16 protein-coding genes are annotated in these 18,027 nt (G+C 75.4%); 8 read left to right on the top strand and 8 right to left on the bottom strand.

The features are described 5' to 3' along the window. Window positions 1-173: 173 nt before the first annotated feature. A complete protein-coding gene (locus tag ACSMXW_RS34975; protein WP_485802349.1) occupies window positions 174-1,319 on the bottom strand; it encodes a PLP-dependent cysteine synthase family protein in 1,146 nt (381 codons plus the stop codon). A 351-nt stretch (window positions 1,320-1,670) separates the two neighbouring features. On the opposite strand from ACSMXW_RS34975, the gene ACSMXW_RS34970 reads away from it, so the two are divergent. Further along, the gene (locus ACSMXW_RS34970; protein WP_485802348.1) at window positions 1,671-1,988 is read left to right on the top strand and encodes a hypothetical protein; all 318 of its coding nucleotides are present in this window, start codon (window positions 1,671-1,673) and stop codon (window positions 1,986-1,988) included. 443 nt (window positions 1,989-2,431) lie between these two features. Beyond that, complete coding sequence (locus tag ACSMXW_RS34965; RefSeq protein ID WP_485802346.1) at window positions 2,432-2,989, top strand: ATP-binding protein; 558 nt, start codon at window positions 2,432-2,434, stop codon at window positions 2,987-2,989. A 224-nt stretch (window positions 2,990-3,213) separates the two neighbouring features. Here the strand turns inward: ACSMXW_RS34965 and ACSMXW_RS34960 are convergent, their stop codons facing one another. Then, window positions 3,214-3,492 carry an SHOCT domain-containing protein gene (locus tag ACSMXW_RS34960; protein ID WP_485802344.1) on the bottom strand — a complete coding sequence of 93 codons (279 nt, stop codon included), beginning with the start codon at window positions 3,490-3,492 and terminating at the stop codon, window positions 3,214-3,216. Window positions 3,493-3,902: 410 nt separating this feature from the next. Here ACSMXW_RS34960 and ACSMXW_RS34955 point away from each other — a divergent pair, with 410 nt between their 5' ends. After that, window positions 3,903-4,487, top strand: a complete 585-nt coding sequence (locus ACSMXW_RS34955) for a DUF4865 family protein (protein WP_485802342.1) — start codon at window positions 3,903-3,905, stop codon at window positions 4,485-4,487. Window positions 4,488-4,718: 231 nt separating this feature from the next. Then, complete coding sequence (locus ACSMXW_RS34950; protein WP_485808496.1) at window positions 4,719-5,666, top strand: phosphotriesterase family protein; 948 nt, start codon at window positions 4,719-4,721, stop codon at window positions 5,664-5,666. A gap of 76 nt (window positions 5,667-5,742) precedes the next feature. On the opposite strand, the gene ACSMXW_RS34945 is transcribed toward ACSMXW_RS34950, so the two are convergent. Together ACSMXW_RS34945 and ACSMXW_RS34940 are read right to left on the bottom strand one after the other, a co-directional pair. Continuing rightward, window positions 5,743-6,978, bottom strand: a complete 1,236-nt coding sequence (locus ACSMXW_RS34945) for an ROK family protein (RefSeq protein WP_485802340.1) — start codon at window positions 6,976-6,978, stop codon at window positions 5,743-5,745. 420 nt (window positions 6,979-7,398) lie between these two features. Further along, entirely contained in the window at window positions 7,399-8,142 is a 744-nt protein-coding gene (locus tag ACSMXW_RS34940; RefSeq protein ID WP_485802338.1) for an alpha-ketoglutarate-dependent dioxygenase AlkB, read from the bottom strand. A 186-nt stretch (window positions 8,143-8,328) separates the two neighbouring features. Here ACSMXW_RS34940 and ACSMXW_RS34935 point away from each other — a divergent pair, with 186 nt between their 5' ends. Continuing rightward, complete coding sequence (locus ACSMXW_RS34935; protein WP_485802336.1) at window positions 8,329-9,123, top strand: ArsR/SmtB family transcription factor; 795 nt, start codon at window positions 8,329-8,331, stop codon at window positions 9,121-9,123. Window positions 9,124-9,376: 253 nt separating this feature from the next. Here the strand turns inward: ACSMXW_RS34935 and ACSMXW_RS34930 are convergent, their stop codons facing one another. Both ACSMXW_RS34930 and ACSMXW_RS34925 read right to left on the bottom strand, forming a co-directional pair. Further along, complete coding sequence (locus ACSMXW_RS34930) at window positions 9,377-10,249, bottom strand: class II fructose-bisphosphate aldolase (protein ID WP_485802334.1); 873 nt, start codon at window positions 10,247-10,249, stop codon at window positions 9,377-9,379. 210 nt (window positions 10,250-10,459) lie between these two features. After that, a complete protein-coding gene (locus ACSMXW_RS34925) occupies window positions 10,460-11,350 on the bottom strand; it encodes an SIS domain-containing protein (protein WP_485802332.1) in 891 nt (296 codons plus the stop codon). Window positions 11,351-11,720: 370 nt separating this feature from the next. Between ACSMXW_RS34925 and ACSMXW_RS34920 the strand changes: the two genes are divergently transcribed. From ACSMXW_RS34920 to ACSMXW_RS34910, 3 genes are all read left to right on the top strand, one after another. Continuing rightward, window positions 11,721-12,503, top strand: coding sequence for a DeoR/GlpR family DNA-binding transcription regulator (locus tag ACSMXW_RS34920; RefSeq protein ID WP_485802330.1), 783 nt, complete (start codon window positions 11,721-11,723; stop codon window positions 12,501-12,503). Window positions 12,504-12,911: 408 nt separating this feature from the next. Further along, window positions 12,912-14,414 carry an MFS transporter gene (locus ACSMXW_RS34915; protein WP_485802328.1) on the top strand — a complete coding sequence of 501 codons (1,503 nt, stop codon included), beginning with the start codon at window positions 12,912-12,914 and terminating at the stop codon, window positions 14,412-14,414. Between the two features lie 185 nt (window positions 14,415-14,599). Continuing rightward, window positions 14,600-15,328 (top strand): maleylpyruvate isomerase family mycothiol-dependent enzyme, encoded by a 729-nt coding sequence (locus ACSMXW_RS34910; protein WP_485802326.1) that lies wholly within the window; start codon window positions 14,600-14,602, stop codon window positions 15,326-15,328. A 184-nt stretch (window positions 15,329-15,512) separates the two neighbouring features. Here the strand turns inward: ACSMXW_RS34910 and ACSMXW_RS34905 are convergent, their stop codons facing one another. Together ACSMXW_RS34905 and ACSMXW_RS34900 are read right to left on the bottom strand one after the other, a co-directional pair. Continuing rightward, the gene (locus ACSMXW_RS34905) at window positions 15,513-16,178 is read right to left on the bottom strand and encodes a response regulator transcription factor (RefSeq protein WP_485802324.1); all 666 of its coding nucleotides are present in this window, start codon (window positions 16,176-16,178) and stop codon (window positions 15,513-15,515) included. Then, window positions 16,175-17,719: a sensor histidine kinase gene (locus ACSMXW_RS34900; RefSeq protein ID WP_485802322.1), complete on the bottom strand. Its 1,545-nt coding sequence runs from the start codon at window positions 17,717-17,719 to the stop codon at window positions 16,175-16,177. Before ACSMXW_RS34900 ends, ACSMXW_RS34905 begins: the two co-directional genes overlap by 4 nt. Window positions 17,720-18,027: the final 308 nt, after the last annotated feature.

The raw sequence follows: 18,027 nt of genomic DNA, 5'->3' as shown, positions 1-18,027 counted from the left end.
GCCGGGCCCGTCCCCCGCCCGAGCTCGCCCCGCAGCCCTCACGCACCGCCACCGGCCCCCGAGCGTCGCCCACCGCAACCGGCCCCCGAGCATCACGCACCGGTGCCGACCCCGAGCATCGCCCACCGGTGCGGCTCACAGTTCGCCACCCACCCCTGCCGGCCTCGGGATCCTCACCCGCCGGTGCCGCCCGGCCAGCCCCCCGTGGTCAGCAGCGACTCGATCGCGGCGGAGTACGGGGTGATGTCCAGGCCCTGTCCGGCCAGCCAGCCGTCCGCGTAGTACTTGTCGAGGTAGCGGTCACCAGGGTCGCAGAGCAGCGTGACGACGCTGCCGGTGCTGCCGTCGGCGACCATCTCCGCGACGATCTTCAGTGCGCTCCACAGCCCGGTGCCGGTGGAGCCGCCGGCCTTGCGCCCGATGGCCGGCTCCAGCGCGCGCACGGCGGCGACACTGGCGGCGTCCGGCACCTTCATCATCCGGTCGATGGCGCCGGGCACGAAGCTGGGCTCCATGCGCGGCCGGCCGATGCCCTCGATCCGCGAGCCCCGGTCGCAGGTCACGTCGGGGTCGCCGCTGGTCCAGCCGTCGAAGAAACAGGAGTTCTCCGGGTCGGCGACGCAGATCCGGGTGTCGTATTGCATGTAGTGCACGTAGCGGGCCAGGGTGGCGGAGGTGCCGCCGGTGCCGGCCGTGGCGACGATCCAGGCGGGCTGCGGGTAGCGCTCCAGCGCCAGCTGACGGTAGATCGACTCGGCGATGTTGTTGTTGCCGCGCCAGTCCGTGGCGCGCTCCGCGTAGGTGAACTGGTCCATGTAGTGGCCGCCGGTCCGGGCCGCGAGCGCCGCCGACTCCTCGTACATCGTGCGGGGATCGTCCACGAAGTGGCAGGTGGCGCCGTGGAATTCGATGAGGCGGCACTTCTCCGCGCTGGTGGTGCGGGGCATCACCGCGATGAAGGGGACGCCGATCAGCTGCGCGAAGTACGCCTCCGAGACGGCCGTGGAGCCGCTGGAGGCCTCGATGACCGGCCGGCCGGGGCGGATCCAGCCGTTGCACAGGCCGTAGAGGAAGAGCGAGCGGGCCAGGCGGTGCTTGAGGCTGCCGGTGGGGTGGGTGGACTCGTCCTTCAGGTAGAGGTCGATGCCCCAGGTCTCCGGCAGCGGGAAGCGCAGCAGATGGGTGTCGGCGGAGCGGTTGGCGTCGGCCTGCACCTTGCGGACGGCCTCGCGCAGCCAGGCGCGGTAGGCGGGGTCGCTGCGGTCGACGTCCCGGGTGTCCGTCAGGGCGGGGGCTGCTTGCGGAGGGGTGGCACTCACCGGTCGGCTCCTCTGTGTCGCGTCGGCCGCCGGTCCGGCTCGGGCATCCGTACGACCTCGTGGGTGGCCTGATGATAGACATCCGCCGAGCGCATCTCACCTGCGGAAACACCCCACAGGGCGGACTGGTCCGGAGCCCGGTGGGCGGCTTGGCGCGTCGCGGGCGCCCCCGGCGCGCGGGCGCTCCCCTTCCGTGCGCCCGGCCCGCCCACGTACACCCTGGCGCCCTACCACGGGTACGGGCACACTGCTGACACGGGAACATTCCCGGTGGTAGCCGCGTTGGAACCCTGTTCGGGTGCCTCCTTGGAGGCCCCCGGACGCGCACACCTCGTACCCAAGGGGGGCATCATGGCGGAGCCGGAGTTCACGGCGGACCGGGTTCGGATCGACAGGCGCCTGCGGTCGCTCACCCGGGCAGGTCAGGTCCGCATCAACGACGGCCGGGTGGAACTGCTCAACAGCCACGGCAGCGAGATCGACAGCGCGCCCGTACAGGCGGTACGCGCGGGCAAGGCGTGGTTCTCCTCGGGCGACAGCGCCTCGGCCGAGGTGAACGGCACGCGATACACACTGACCATGGGCGACGACACGGCGGACGCCACACAGGACGGCCGCGCCCGCCGCTTCATCGAAGCCGTCCGCAGAGCGGGGGGCCGCCGCCCCTGACGGCGGCCGTCCTGTGAGGGGTGGGGCCGAGCCCCTTGCGGTTGCCGCCGGGCCCACGGCCGGTTCGGCGCACGGTTCCCCGCGCCCCCGGCGCGGAACCTTCGGGTACGCACGGAAGGGACGCGGGGAACCGCGCTGGTGCTGCCTCCCACGCCGTTCAGGCAGTGGAGGACGGCCACGACGAGACCGTCGTCCCGCCACCCGGCCCAGCGAGGCTTCCTCCACCGCGAACCCACCGGGCCCGGGCCGGGCAGACCCACCGTTCAGACGCCCCCCGGTTGCACGCCGGTGTGACATGAGTCACGCTTGACTCATCTCACTCAGGGTGCACCGGCCATCACGCTGCGAACCAGTCACGCGCCGGTCCTCCAGCAGGCGGTCGCCCGCCGCAGCCGCCGCGCTGGCGTCTTCTTCCGGAACCTCGAATTCGGGGAGTCGTGGCCGTGATCAGCCAGCCAGGAAGGCACTGCACGGTGGAGCTCCAGGCCCTGCCGTCGCGGATCGGACAGGTCCGCAGAATCGTCTCCGCACAACTGCGCCACTGGCGTCTCGACGCCTTGATCGACCGGGCTGCGCTCGGCGTGACCGAGTTGCTGACCAACGTGCACCGGCACGCACGCCCGGACAAGACCTGCACCGTCGACATGGAGCTGCACCTCGACCGGCTCACCGTCTCCGTGCACGACCACGATCCCCGGCTGCCCCGGATGCACGACGCTGAGCCGTACCAGACGTGTGGTCGCGGGCTCGCCATGATCGCCGCCATGTGCGAGAGCTGGGGGGCACGGACGCAGGGCGACGCCGGAAAGATCGTCTGGTTCACGCTCCCGGTGCCGATGACCGCGCCGCTGACCGCCACACTGCCCGTCTACGGCGCCGCCACCACGGGCCCGTTCGGGAGCACGGCGGATCTGGTGGGCCCGGCGAACCTGACAGACCTGGCCCACGGCCCGGCCGGCCCGCACGGCAGAGCCGTGGCCCGCTCCACCGTGCTGGGCTGAGTCGAGCGGGACGCGGCGCGGTTCCGCGCCCGCCGAGCGGGGCCTGGGTACCGTCCGGTGCCGCGCCGGCCGAGCGGGCCGGGGCATGCCCCCGTGCCGCGCAGGCCGGCCAGGCCGGACACGGACGGCGGTGCGCGCCGGTGCCGTACCCCTCGACGGACCGGCCGCCCGCGCCGTGGGCGCCGGCGCCCACGGCGGCAACCGGAGGCGTCATGCGGGCGGCGTTACAGGGCGCCGCCCTTGCGGTGCCGGCCGAACTGCTCGTCCAGGACGGACAGCCGCCGCCAGTACTCGTCCTCGTCGATCTCGCCGGCGGCGAAGCGGCGGCCGAGCACTGTGATCGGCGAGTGCTCCTCGGCGCCGAGGCGCCACGGCCCGCGGTGGCCCCGGAGGCCGGCACGGCGCAGGACGGTGATCACGCCGACGACGGCGGCCGCCCAGAGCAGCGGGAAGAACAGCACCCACGGCCCGGGGCCGTCGTGTGCGAAAGCCAGTGTGTTCATGGGGAGTCATCTCCTCGGCGGGCGAGCGCGGCACCGCCCTCGCCGGTGGCCGGCGGACCGGGACCCGCACGGGGCCGGCCAGCCGGACGGTGGTGTCGGTTACGGTCCCGAGACTCGCTCGACAGGGGTGCCCACGTCGTCGTACGGGCAGCGGCCGTGCGCCTACCACGTCGGGAGTAGCCCTGCCGCGTACGGCTGCTCCCGGGCCGTGGGAGGCTCGGCGGCCGATCGCCGCTCCCGCGATCGTCGGCACCGGACCCCGCTCTCGGCCGCCGGTGATCGCGAGGCCCCGTCCGACGCCCGATCCGGTGAGTGTACCTATCGATAGGTACACTCACCGGGCGTGGTGGCCCCGACCTGCCGGGAGGGCCACGGACCCCGGCCCACGGGCCGTTTGAGGAGGCATCGGCATGCACGCCATGCAGTACGAGATCACGCTGCCCGCGGACTACGACATGGCCGTCATCCGCGGTCGCGTCGCCGCCAGGGGCCCGCTCCTGGACGGCTTCGCCGGCCTCGGTGTGAAGGCGTACCTGCTCAGGGAGCGGGGCGTACACGGCTCGCCGGTGAACCAGTACGCGCCGTTCTACCTGTGGAACGACCCCGAGGGGATGAACGCGTTCCTGTGGGGCTCCGGGTTCCGCGGTCTCGTCGAGGACTTCGGCCGGCCGCCGGTGCTGCACTGGACCGGCCTCGCCTTCGAGGAGGGCAGCGCGTCGGACGCCGCGCCGGTGACCGCTGTGCGGCGGCGCGAGCAGGTCCCCGCCACGGCGCCGCTGCACACGCTGGTGGAGGAGATGGCGCGCGAGACGGCTAGCCTCGCCCGCCGGGACGGTGTGGTGTATGCGGCACTCGCCGTCGACCCGCGCCACTGGGAGCTGGTGCACTTCTCGGTGTGGGCCCATGACACGCCCGAGCAGGAGGGTGAGGTGTACCGGGTGCTGCGTCTGTCCGCGCCGGAACGGCACCTGCTGACCGCGGGCCGGCAGTGGTGAGCGCGGCCGCCCGTGACGGGCCGGCCACGGCGCGGACGCGGCGGGCGGCCGGAGCGGGTCCGGCCCACGTGCGGGTCCGAGGCCACGAACGAGGACGGGGAGACGACGGAGAGCGGGGACACGGTGGAGAGCGCGGACACGGGTGCGGACGAGGACAGGGGCGCGAGCGGGGACAGGGGTGCGAGCACGGCCGGCGGCACGAGCGGGGCGGGCGGCGGAGGCGTGAGCGGCATGGCCGGGTCCGGGGGTTCGGACGGGGTCGGCGGCGCGTCGGTCAGGACCGTGACCGGCGATGTCGCGCCCGGCCTCCTGGGGCCCTGCGACGCGCACGACCACCTGTTCTTCCGCAGCCCCCGGTTGCCCGGCGAGGAGCTGGACGACGTGCCGTCCGCGGCCGCCGAGCTGCGGGCGTTCCACGCGCTGGGCGGCCGGGCCGTGGTCCAGTGGACCCCGCACGGCCTGGGCCGGCGCGCCGGGGACCTGGCGGCGCTGGCCCGCGACACGGGGGTGCGGATCGTGGCGGCCACCGGGCTGCACCAGGCGGTGCACTACCCGCCGGGCCTGCTCGACGCGCTGCGCCCGGGCGGCCGCCTCGCCGAGGTGTTCGTCCGCGAGCTCACCGAGGGCATCGGGACGTCGGACGTCCGGGCCGGCCTGATCAAGGTCGCCGGCGGCTTCCACGCGCTGGACGGGCACGCGCGCTGGACGATGCGCGCGGCGGCCGAGGCGCACCACGCCACCGGCGCCCCCGTCGCCGTCCCCCACGAACTGGGCACCGGCGCCCTGGACGTGCTCGACCTGCTCTGCGACGACCTCGGGGTGTCGCCCGACCGGGTGATCCTGGGGCACCTCAACCGCTGCCCTGACCCGGTGATGCACCGCCAGGCCGCCGAGTCGGGCGCTTTCCTCGCCTTCGACGGCCCGTCACGGGCCAACCACGCCACCGACTGGCGGATGCCGGACGCCGTCGGCGCGCTCGCCGACGCCGGTTTCGCCGACCGGATCCTGCTGGGTGCCGACACCACGACCGCCACCGCCCGCTCGGTGACGGGCGGCCCCGGCATGCCGTACCTGCTGCGCGGGGTACGGCCGCGGCTGGCGGCCACCCTCGGCGAGGAGCTGACGGACCGCATCCTCACGGAGAATCCGCGGCGGGCCTTCGCGGTGCGGTGGCGCTGAGCCACGCCCAGGAGGCCGCCCGCCGACCGGGGGCCGCCCGCTGACCGGGGCCCTCGCGGGCGCCGGCACGCGGGGCTCAGCCCGCGAGGGCGGTGAGGGGGTCGTCGAGCACCGGCTGCCAGGCCAGCTCGGCGGCGCCCACCAGGCTGTTGTGGTCCAGGGTGCATGGCAGGATCGGCACTCCGCCGCTGTCGCGGCCCCAGAGGCTGCGCTCGGCGACCACGGCGCGCAGCCGCTCCGGGTCGGCGGCGAGCAGCTCGCGGTGCAGGCCGCCGAGGATGATCCGGTCGGGGTTGAGGATGTTGACCAGGCCGGCGAGCCCGAGGCCCAACCGGTCGATCAGCGCGCCGGTGACGGCCCGTACGTGCGGGTCGTCGTACTCCTCACGGAGCAGCGTCCTGGCCTGGTCGAGCAGGGAGGGCTCGGGGCCGGGGGCACGGCCGGCGTCCGTCAGGAGGGCCAGCGGGTCGGCCTCCACGTCCAGGCAGCCGCGGCTGCCGCAGTGGCAGGGACGGCCCTCGGGGTTGACGGTGAGGTGGCCGACCTCCAGGGCGAGACCGGAGCTTCCGGTGTGCAGCCGCCCGTCGAGTACCAGCGCTCCGCCGACGCCGCGGTGTCCGGTGGCGACGCAGAGCAGGTCGCGTGCGCCGCGCCCCGCGCCGTGCCGGTGCTCGGCGAGCGCGGCGAGGTTGACGTCGTTGCCGCAGAACGCGGGCCCGGTGATGCCGGCGTCGCGGACCTGCCTGGCGAAGATGTCCCGCACCGGGGCGGCCACGGGCCAGGCGAGGTGCAGCGGGTTGAGCGCGGTGCCCTCGGGCTCGGCGACCGAGGACGGCACGGCGAGGCCGGCCCCGATGCACCGCCGGCCGGCCTCCCGCAGCAACCGCGCGCCTGCCGCCACCACCGCGCCCAGCACCTGCGCCGGGTCGGCTTCGACGGTGTCGCAGCCGGGCGAGGTGGCGACGATCCGGCCGCCCAGGCCGACGAGGGCCGCCCGGTATCCGTCGGCGTGCACCTGCGCGGCCAGCGCCACGGGACCCTGCTCGGCGACGTCGAGACGGTGTGAGGGGCGGCCGTGCGCGCCGGCCGACGCGGTGGGCCGGACGTCCACGCGGATCAGGCCGAGGGCCGCCAGCTCCGCCGCGACCGCCCCGGCCGTGGCGCGGGTGACACCGAGTTCGGCGGTGAGCACGGCACGGGTCGGGGCGCGGCCGGTGTGCACCAACTCCAGCGCGGGGCCGAGTGCGCCACGCCCCCGCTCCAGCCGGGTCTGCGTGGGCCCCGTGGCGCGGGGGGCCGCCTTGCCGTTCATGTGAGCGAGTCTCCCATGATCAGGGGGTGCTGCCGCCGCCCGTGGCGGGACTCGGACACGGTACGGGAGGCCGGTCTCCGGCGGAACGGGCCGCGTGAGGGAACCGGGGGCGCGGGTCCGCGGCCGTGTCGTCGGGTCGGCGCGGAGCACCGGGCGGCGGGCGCTGGGCGGCGGGCGCGGCGAGAACGAGGGGTGATCGGCCCCGCCGGGCGGTGGCCGTTCGGCGGGGTCGGCCTGCGGGTTCGGCGCCGCGGGATGCAGGTCCGGCGCCGTGGGCCGGGGCGCCGTGGGACGGGGGCCTTCTCGGCCGTGGGGCGGGGCGCCGGCGCCGCGTCGAGGGCCTGGCATCACGCCGTGAGGCCGTGTCACGCCGTGCGTGTCACGCCGTGAGGCCGTGTCACGCCGCAGCGGCCGCCCTCGTCACGGCGCCGCGGGCAGCCCGCTGACGCGCAGCGTGATGTTGAGCCGGCCGTGCAGCCCGAGCGCCGGCGGGGCGGTGCCGGGCTCGATGCACGGCACCCCGTGGTAGGCCCCGCGCACCGGGCCGCCGAACACGAACACGTCGCCGCTGCGCAGCCGGACGTCGGTGTAGGGCCGCCCGCGCGAGGCGGTGTTCCCGAACCGGAAGACGCAGGTGTCCCCGAGGCTGACCGACACCACCGGGGCGTCGGACCGCTCGTCGCCGTCGCGGTGCATGCCCATCCGGGCGTCGGCGTCGTAGTAGTTGACGAGGGCGATGTCGTAGGGCTCCGTGCACGGCCCGGCCGCGTAGGCGCTCTCCACGGCCCGGCGGGCGAGCTCGCCCAGCCCGGCTGGGAACGGCTTGACGGGGGCGCCGTCGCCGTCGACCACGGTGCGGGCATAGCCGTACGGATACCAGTGCCAGCCCAGGCAGACCTGCCGGGCGCTCATGGTGCCACCGCCCGGCGTGCGGACGGTGCGCAGGCCCGCGGGCGGGCGGGCCCAGTCCCGGCACGACGCGAGGAGCGCCTGCTGCTCGGCGGCGGACAGCAGGCCCGGGAGGTGGACGGCACCCGGGGTGAGCACGCGGGGGCCGTGCGGGTTACCGGCTGGGTCGGTGCCGCCGGCCGGGCTCGGAGCGGGCCGGACGTCGTCGCGTGGGAAGAGTGCTTCGTCGCTCTCCGCATGCGTGGTCCGGCGCATCCGTCCGGCCTCCCCGTGGTCCCGTCTCTCCGGTCTCGTCCTGGCCGTCATGGTCGCACGGTGACCCGTGGTCCTGCCCGGTCCCCCGCTCCCCGCACTCGATTGACATGCAGCCTGCTGGCTGCCTTTAATAAAAAGGCAGCCAGCAGGCTGCATATACCAGAAGGGCCGAAGACGGGATGCGCGATGGACGAGGTGTTCAAGGCGCTGGCGGACGCCAGCCGCCGCCGGCTGCTGGACAGCCTGGAGAACCGCAACGGCCAGAGCCTGCGCGAACTGTGCGCCGGTCTTGAGATGGCCCGCCAGTCGGTCAGCAAGCACCTGGCCGTCCTGGAGTCCGCCGGACTGGTGACCACACGGCGCCGCGGCAGGGAGAAGCTTCACTACCTCAATGCCGCGCCGATCAACGCCGTCGCGGACCGGTGGATCAGCCGGTACGACCGGGAGCGCGCCCATGCGCTCGCCGATCTGAAGACAGCATTGGAGCAGAAGCCGATGGACACCACCCCCTTCGTCTACGTGACGTACATCCACACCACCCCCGAGCGGCTCTGGCAGGCGCTCACCGACCCGGCGTTCACCCGGCGCTACTGGGGCCCGGCCCTGGAGTCGGACTGGCGCCCGGGCTCACCCGTGGTCTGGGACGGCGAGGGCGGAAGGATCGCGGACCCCGAGCAGATCGTGCTGGACGCCCAGCCGGGCCGCCGCCTCTCCTACACCTGGCACACCTTCACCCCCGAGTGGGGCAGGGCCTCCGGGCTCCCCCAGGACGTGCTCGACCGGATCCGCGGGGAGCGCCGCTCGAAGGTGACGTTCGAGATGGAGCCGGCGGGCGAGATGGTCAAGCTGACGGTGATCCACGACGATCTGGAGCCCGACGGCACCGTGCGCGAACTGATCCGCGAGGGCTGGCCGGCGCTGCTGTCCAGCCTCAAGACGCTCCTGGAGACGGGCGAGCCGCTGCCCGAACCCGCGCGGTGACCGACGACCGGCTGCGCGGACGACGGCGTGCGGGCGCGGGCGGGGCCGGCGCACGGACGTGGGACGGAACGCGGACGCGACGACGGCACGCCGGCCGGGCGCCGGAGCCTGGACGCGGCGGCCGCGCACCGTCGTCCGCGCCGGGTGCGCCCGGCCCCCGGCCGAACCCGGTCGGATCCAGCCCCGGTCCGGCCGCACCCGCCCGTCCACTCCGCACCCGCCCCACCGGCCGGACACGCCACCCTTGGCCTCCCTACGGCGCCGCGCTCACCACGCCCATCAGCCGCGTCACCGTCTCGGTCATGGCTTCCCGGCCCGCGGCGAGGTAGGGCCTGCAGTCGACGGTCTCGGGGTGGGTGGCGAGGAACCCGCGGAGGGCGGCGGTCATCGCGAGGTTGAGGGCCGTACCGATGTTGACCTTCGCGACGCCGCCCCTGACGGCGGCCGTGAGCTCCCCGTCGGGCACCCCCGAGGAGCCGTGCAGCACCAACGGGACGCCCGCCGCGGGTACCAGCCGGCCCAGCAGGTCGTGGTCGAGGGCGGCGGTGCGCCGGGTCATGGCGTGCGTGCTGCCGATCGCGACGGCCAGCGCGTCCACGCCGGTGCCGGTCACGAAGGCCCGCGCCTCCTCCGGGTCGGTGCGCGCGCCCGGCGCGTGCGCGTCCAGCGGCGGCGCGGGGGGCCCGCCGGCGGCGGCCTTGCCGCCCACCTCGCCCAGCTCCGCCTCGATCCACAGTCCACAGGCGTGTGCCCAGTCGGCGGCCGCCCGGGTGGCGGCGAGGTTCTCCCGGTACGGCAGCCGGGCCGCGTCGTACATCACGGAGCTGAAGCCCGCGTCGGCGGCCTGCCGCAGCAGCTCGTCGCTCTGTACATGGTCGAGGTGCAGGGCGACGGGCACCGAGGCCTGCTCCGCTGCCGCGGCGGCGGCCCGGGCCAGCGGCAGCAGCCGCCCGCCGCGGAACGCCACCGCGTTCTCGCTGACCTGGAGGATCACGGCGGACCCGGCGGCCTCGGCGCCGGCGACGACGGCCTCCACGTGTTCGAGCGTGATGACGTTGAACGCAGCCACGGCGGTCCGGGCTGCCGCGGCACGGCTGACCAGCGTGCCGGATGCTTCGAGGGGCACGGCCCCTCCTTCCCTTCGTAGGACGGGGGTCGGGCGACGGCCGGGAGCTGCCTGGGCCGGGGGCGCACCGGGCGGGGCCGGCCCGCGCTCAGGCGCGGGAGGCCTCGCACCCTGGGCGTGGCCTCCGCACCCTGCGGGCGGGCGGGGCCGCGGCCTGAGGTGCGGGGACCGCAGCCGGTGTGCGACGGCCCCGGCCGGGCGCCGGGGACGTCAGGACGCGGGTCGCGTCAGGATCACCGAGCGGCTGAGGTGGCGCGGCTGGTCGGGATCCACACCACGGGCCGCCGCGACGGCGACCGCGAGGCGCTGCACCCGCACCAGCTCGGCCAGCGGGTCCAGCTCCCCCGCCACCCACGTCGCACCGGTGGCGCGCACCTGTCCGGCCAGTCCGCCGGGGGCCTCGCCGAGCATCCAGGTGGCGGTGCCCCGGGTGGCGATGCTGATGGGGCCGTGCCGGTACTCCATCGCCGGGTACGCCTCGGTCCAGCTCAGCGAGGCCTCACGCATCTTCAGCCCCGCCTCGCTGGCGAGGCCCACGGTCCAGCCGCGACCCAGGAAGGTGAACTGCGTGCAGTCGACGAGGCCGTCCGGCAGCGGGTCCGCAAGGGCGGTGCGGGCGTCCTCGACGACCGCGTCGGAGTGCAGGCCCAGGTGGGCGCGGAGCAGCGTCAGCGCGGTGGTGGCGAAGCGCGTCTGGACGACCGAGCGCTCCTCGGCGAAGTCGAGCACCACCGACTCGTCGGCGGCCTCCATCACCGGGGTGCGGGGGTCGGCGGTGATCGCTGTGGTGAGGGTGCGGCCCTTGAGCGCCGAGAGAAGGTCGAGGACCTCCGTGGTGGTGCCCGACCGGGTGAAGGCGACCACCCTGTCGTACCCGCGACCGGCCGGGAACTCCGAGGCGGGGAAGGCATCCGTCTCGCCCTGCCCGGCGCCCTCGCGGAGCCCCGCGACCGCCTGCGCCATGAAGTACGAGGTCCCGCAGCCGACGACCGCGACCCGCTCGCCCGCACTCGGCAGCACGGCGGCGTGCCGGTCCGCGAGTGCGGCGGCCCGCGCCCAGCACTCCGGCTGGCTGATCAGCTCGTTCTCGACATGACTCATGCCACGCCTCCCTCAGTGTGATTGTTTCTGCAAGTTATAGGCACGTTACAAGCATGATCAAGCATGCCCGGCGGCGCACTGCGCTAGGGTCACCGACGTCGGACATCCGCGGGCCGGCACGAGACGTGCCCGCCCGCGGACCGGACCGGCCCGGTTCCCGGGCCGGTCCCGGGCATTCACCTGCCCGGGACCGAACCTGCGGACCCCTGCCGGGAGTGGCCCGGGACAGGACCGACCGACCCGGGGCCACGAGGCCGGGACCGGCCGTGGGGCAGCAGGGCCGGGTCGTGAACCGCCCGGAGCAGGACGGCCGGGCCGGGACCGGCCAGGCCAGGAACTGAGCGCCGGTGGGCGCGGAGGGAGGCACGGCATGTCGCGCGACGCCCGCTGGCAGGAGCTGCTGGAACTGCTGGTGGAGCACGGCCGGCTGGACGTGGAGGAGGCCGCCGCCCGGCTCGGGGTGTCGGCGGCGACCATCCGGCGCGACTTCGACGGGCTTGCCGAGCAGCAGATGCTGGTGCGCACCCGGGGCGGCGCCGTGGCGCACGGCGTCTCGTACGAACTGCCGCTCCGCTACAAGACCGCCCGGCGCGCCTCCGACAAGCAGCGCATCGCCGAGGCCGTCGCCTCTCTCGTCGCTCCGGGTGAGGCGGTCGGCCTGACCGGTGGCACCACCACGACGGAGGTGGCCCGCGCCCTCGCCGTCCGCACCGACCTCGCCTCCGGATCGCCCGCCCTGACCGTGGTCACCAACGCGCTCAACATCGCCACCGAGCTCACCGTCCGCCCGCAGTTCAAGATCGTGGTGACCGGAGGGGTGGCCCGTGCGCAGTCGTACGAGCTGATCGGCCCGCTCGCGGACGGCGTGCTCGGCCAGATCACGCTCGACGTCGCCGTGCTGGGGGTGGACGGTCTCGACCCGGCACACGGCGCCACGGCGCACGACGAGGCGGAGGCCGCCATCAACCGCCTGCTGTGCGAGCGCGCCCAGCGGGTGGTGGTCGCTGCCGACTCCAGCAAGCTGGGCCGCCGCGCCTTCGCCCGGATCTGCGCCACGGACCGGGTGGACACGCTCATCACGGACGCCGCCGCGCCGCCCGAGACACTGGCTCGCTTCGAGGACGCGGGCGTCGGCACGGTCGTGGCGGTGTGACCGGACGGCCCGCACGGATACCCGTGGCGACCACGCGCCGACGCCGGCGCGGCTGCGCACCGACGCCCGCACAGCCGCGCGATCACGCCCGTGGCGGCCGGCCCGATGCCCGTGCCGTCGCACCGACGCCGTAGAGGCCACGCGCCGACGCCCGTGGCGGTCATCCGCCCACGCCCGCAGCGGCCCGCATGCCGATGCCCGTGACGATGCCCATGCCGGGGACCCGCCCTGCGCGTGGGCGGCCGGACGGATCATGCCTTGGCGGGTCGGCTGCCCACAGTGGCGGCGGCCGTGGCGCTCTGACGGGCGTCGGCCGGTCGCTGTGCCCGCGCGGGCGCCCGGGGGTTCCGTCGGGGACGCCGTGTCAATTCCCTTGCCGGGCTGGGAGCGCTCTCCTAGTCTGATTTTGTGCCGATACTAAACAAAACCGGGAGCGCATCGCCGCGCGACCCGGACGCGCTCGCCCTGACCGGACTGCGCGCCGCGGTGACGGTCTTCTTCGCGCTCGACGGGTTCTTGTTCGCCGGCTGGGTGGTGCGCATCCCGGCCGTCAAGGAGCAGACCAACGCGTCGGCGAGTGCCCTGGGCCTCGCGCTGCTGGGAGTCTCGGCGGGCGCGGTGGTGACGATGATGTTCACCGGCGGGCTCTGCCGGCGGTTCGGCAACCACCCGATGACCGTGACCTGCGGCGCGCTGACGTCCCTGGCCGTGGCCCTGCCTCCACTGACCCACTCCGCGGCGGCGCTCGGCGGGGTGCTGTTCGTGTTCGGCGCGGCCTACGGGGGTCTCAACGTCGCCATGAACAGCGCTGCCGTGGACGTCGTCGCGGCCCTGCGGCGGCCCGTGATGCCGAGTTTCCACGCCGCGTTCAGCCTGGGAGGAATGCTGGGCTCGGGCCTGGGCGGCCTGGTCGCGAGCCGCCTCTCCCCCACGCGGCACCTCTTGGCGCTCGCGGTGATCGGCCTGCTGGTGACGGCGGTGGCGGGCCGCACCGTCCTGCGGCACACGGCGCCGGCGCCCGGGACGGGCGCGCGGGGCGGCGACGTCTCGGGCGCGGAGGCGGAGAGGGCCGCGGGTGCGGTGGATGCGGCGGCAGGTGTTCCGGTGCCCGGGGAGGCGGGTGTTGCGGCGGCAGTCCCGGTGCGTGAGGTGACGGGCGCCGCGGTTGTCCCCGTGCGCGACGAGGCGCGCACGGGGACGCGCCCGGAAGCGGGTGCGCGGGGGCGCACGGAAGCGGGTGCGCGGGGGCGTGAGGAGACGGCCGTGCGGGGCGCCGGAACCGGAGCCGGGGGCCCGGCCCCCACGGCACCCGGGTCCGTTTCCGGGCCTGCCGCCGGAGCACCCTCGGCGCGGCGGCTCGACGGCGGGACGCGCGGCCTGGTGTTCGTGTTCGGCCTGATCGCGCTCTGCACCGCCTACGGGGAGGGCGCGCTCGCCGACTGGGGCGCGCTGCACCTGCAGCAGGACCTGCTGGCGGACGCGGGCGTCGCGGCCACCGGATACGCGTCCTTCGCGCTGGCCATGACCGTCGGCCGGGCCACCGGCACCGCCCTGCTCGAACGGCTCGGACGGACCCGCACACTCGTCGTGGGCGGTTCCACGGCAGCGTTCGGGATGCTGCTCGGCTCCCTGGCGCCCGCACTGTGGGCGGCGCTGCTCGGGTTCGGCGTCACCGGCCTGGGCCTGGCCAACATCTTCCCCGTCGCCATCGACCGGGCGGGCGCCCTGGCCGGGCCCAGCGGGGTCGCCGCCGCCTCCACGCTCGGCTACGCCGGCATGCTGCTGGGTCCGCCCGCGATCGGCTTCATGGCGGACTGGTTCTCCCTGCCCACCGCGCTGACCAGCGTGGCCGTACTGGCGGCGGTGGCCGCGGTGGTGGGGTACGCGACGCGGCGGGCGGCACCGGCCTGAGCCCACCGAGCGGGCCCCGGCGGGACAGGGCACGGTTTCGCCCCGCGGCCAGCGCGCACACGACACGCCAGGCGGCACAGGGGTGCAGGCCCCGCCGGGGAAGACGGGCTTCCGGCTTCCGCCAGGAGCCGGTGCGCCCGACGTGCGCCGTGGTTGTGGCGCCCCCGCGGGGCAGAATCCCCCCCATGGAGACAGCCGATCACATAGAGAACCTGGTCCGGCAGGGCGAGGCCATGGCGCGGGCGGCAGCCGCGGCGGGCCTGACGGCCGCGGTGCCGACCTGCCCCGGCTGGCAGGTCGCCGATCTGCTGCGGCACACCGGACAAGTACACCGCTGGGCCACCGCGTATGTCGCCGAGGGACTCACGTCGTACCGTCCCCAGCCTCCCGCGCCGGACGGCGGCACGGACCTGCTCTCCTGGTTCGGCGACGGACATGCCGCGCTCGTCGCGGTGCTGCGGTCCGCCCCCGAGGACCTGGCGTGCTGGACGTTCCTGCCCGCGTCGTCCCCGCTCGCGTTCTGGGCACGCAGACAGGTGCATGAGACGGCGATCCACCGGGAGGACGCCGAGTCCGCGCGCGGCAGACGGGCCGAGGACATCGGCGCCGACCTGGCCGTGGACGGCATCGACGAACTGCTCACGGGCTTCCACCGGCGCTCCCGGAGCGAGGTGCGCACGGTCCGGCCCCGGGTGCTGCGGGTGCGCGCCACGGATACCGGCGACACCTGGACGGTACGGCTGTCCTCCGAGCCCCCGGTCACCGAGCGGGACACGACGGCCGAGGCGGACTGCGAACTGTCCGGCCCCGCCGCCGAGCTCTACCCGGCCCTGTGGAACCGCCGCCCGGTCCCCTCCGTGAGCGGCGACCCCGCGCTCGCCGAGCTCTGGCGGGAGCGCTCCGGTATCGGGTGAGCAGGACGGCGCCTGGGCGGGGTCACGCGGCCGGCCCGGCGGCACGGCATGCCGGACGACGTACGCGACCGGGCGGCGCGGCATGCAGGCGGTGCGCCCATCCCCCCGGGGCGGCGCACAGAGCGCATCGCACCGCCGGACGAACCGGGTCCGCCGGGGCGGCGCGCCCCACGGGTCCCTGCGCTCAGCCCAGCCAGCCGGGCCGCACCAGCCCGGACTCGTAGGCGAGTACGACGAGTTGGGCGCGGTCGCGGGCACCGAGCTTCACCATCGTCCGGCTGACGTGCGTCTTCGCGGTGAGCGGACTGACCACCAGGCGGCGGGCGATCTCCTCGTTGGACAGGCCGATGCCCACCAGCGCCATCACCTCCCGCTCGCGCTCGGTGAGGTCGGCGAGCGACGCGGCGGCCGCCGGCTCCTTGGAACGCGCCGCGAACTCGGCGATCAGCCGGCGCGTCACCCCCGGGGACAGCAGCGCGTCCCCACCGACCACGGCGCGCACCGCACGCACCAGTTCGTCCGGCTCGGTGTCCTTCACCAGGAACCCCGACGCGCCCGATCTGATCGCCTCGAAGACGTACTCGTCCAGCTCGAAGGTGGTCAGCATGACCACCTTGACGTCGGCCAGCTCCGGGTCCCCGGTGATCCTGCGAGTCGCCGCCAGCCCGTCGAGCACCGGCATGCGGATGTCCGTCAGGACGACGTCGGGGCTCAGTTCGCGCACACGCCGCAGCGCCTCCTCGCCGTCGGCGGCCTCCCCCGCGACCTCGATGTCGCGCTGCGCATCGAGCAGCGCCTTGAAACCCGCCCTGACGAGCAGCTGGTCGTCGGCGAGCAGCACCCGGATCAACGGTCCTCCTTGAGCGGCAGTTCGGCGGACACCGTGAAGCCGCCGTCGGGGCGCGGGCCCGCGTCGATGGTGCCACCCAGCGCCGCGGCACGCTCCCGCATCCCCGCGAGGCCGTTGCCGCTGCCACCCGCGTCGGTGGCGGTGGCCGGACCGTCGTCCTCGATCCGCAGTCGCAGGGCACGCGGCCCGTACCGGACGTGCACGCGCGCCTGCCGCGATCCGGAGTGCCGCACCACGTTCGTCAGCGCCTCCTGCACGATACGGAAGGCGGCGAGGTCCAGCCCCGGCGGCAGCGCGGGGGGCGCGGCCGCGGCGGAGCGGCCGGCGGGGCGGCCTGCACAGGGGCCTGCGGAGGGGCCTGCGGAGGCGGAGACGGACGGGGCGATGGCAGGAGCGGGGGCGGAGACCGCGTCGGGCCCGTCGCCGGCGGCGGCCCCGGCCGCGCCACCGCCGCTGTCAGCGTCTCCGTCACCGCCGCTGTCAGCGTCTCCGCCTGCATCGGCATCTGTATCCGTGCCCGTGCCTGTGCCTGTGGCTGCGGCTGCGGCTGCGGCTGCGGCCACGTGTGCGTCCGCTTCGGCAGCTGCGACGCGGGTGTCCACATGCACGGTGAGGCCCGCGTTCGCCGCCTGGTCGACGAGTTCCTGGAGGCGGTCGAGCCCGGGCGCGGGCGCTTTCGGCGCGTAACCCGGCGCACGCAGGGTGTCGAGCACCTGGCGTACCTCGCCCAGCGCTTCCTTACTGGCGGTCTTGATGGTGGTCAGCGCCGTACGGGCCTGTTCGGGGTCGGCGTCCAGCAGCGCCAGGCCCACACCGGCCTGCACATTGATCACGGAGATGCTGTGCGCCAGCACGTCGTGCAGCTCGCGGGCGATCCTGAGCCGTTCCTCGTCGGCGCGCCGCCGCGCGGCCTGCGCGCGCTCGGCCCGCTCCCGCGCCCACTGCTCACGCCGTACGCGGACGAGCTCCGAGACCACGACGACGGCGAGCGCCCACGCCGCGACGCCCACCTCGCTGGGCCAGGGCGTCGGCCCGTCGCCGGACGGCGGCAGGTGGGCGTAGAGCCCGTGGGCGACCAGCAGGTGCCCGGCCCACAACAGGCCGATGGCCCACCAGGCAGCCCTGCGGTGCCCGGAGACGACGGCGCTGAAGCAGCCGAGGGCGATGGTCAGGAAGACGGGCCCGTACGGATATCCGGCCCCGAGGTAGAGGAAGCCCGCGGTGGCCGTGCCGAACGCCACCAGGACCGGTCTGCGCCGCCGCCACAGCAGGACCAGGCCCCCGGCCGCCAGCAGGGCGTTCGCGAACGGGTCCAGCGGCTCGCGCGTGCTCTGCCCGTGGGCGGCGAAGTGGGATCCCGCGAGGACGAAGGCGGTCAGCACCAGCGTGGAGACCCACAGCCGGCGGCCGCCTCGGTCTTGCCCAGCGCCGTCGTCCTGCGCCCGGGCCCACGGCGGTTCCTGCCGCCACCACCGCCACGGCGACCATGGCGGCCCCGCCCAGCCCGGGTCCCCGCCGCCGTGCACGCGCTCCTCTGCCATGCCGCCACGCTAGACGCCTCGCCCGGTGCGCGGCGTCCGACGGGTGGGGTGGCCGGGCGTACTCCCCGGGGAGTAGACGCGGACGGTCCGCCGGAGCCGGAGGGGACGCGGGGCTCGCGCCGCGGGGCTCGCGCCGCGGTACGCGGGTATGGCAGACGCGGTACCCGGATATGGCAACGCGCGGTGCTCGGCCATGGCACCGGTGCGCGGCGGCGCTTGAACGAGGCGGTGAGCGCCCCGCAGACCGTTGCGCACGACGTGCTGACCGGCTCGTGGGCCGAAGGCCGGGGCGCGCTGCGCGGCGGACG

The organism is Streptomyces sp. DSM 116793, assembly GCF_057320905.1.
This window is presented reverse-complemented; position numbering and strand designations above follow the sequence as displayed.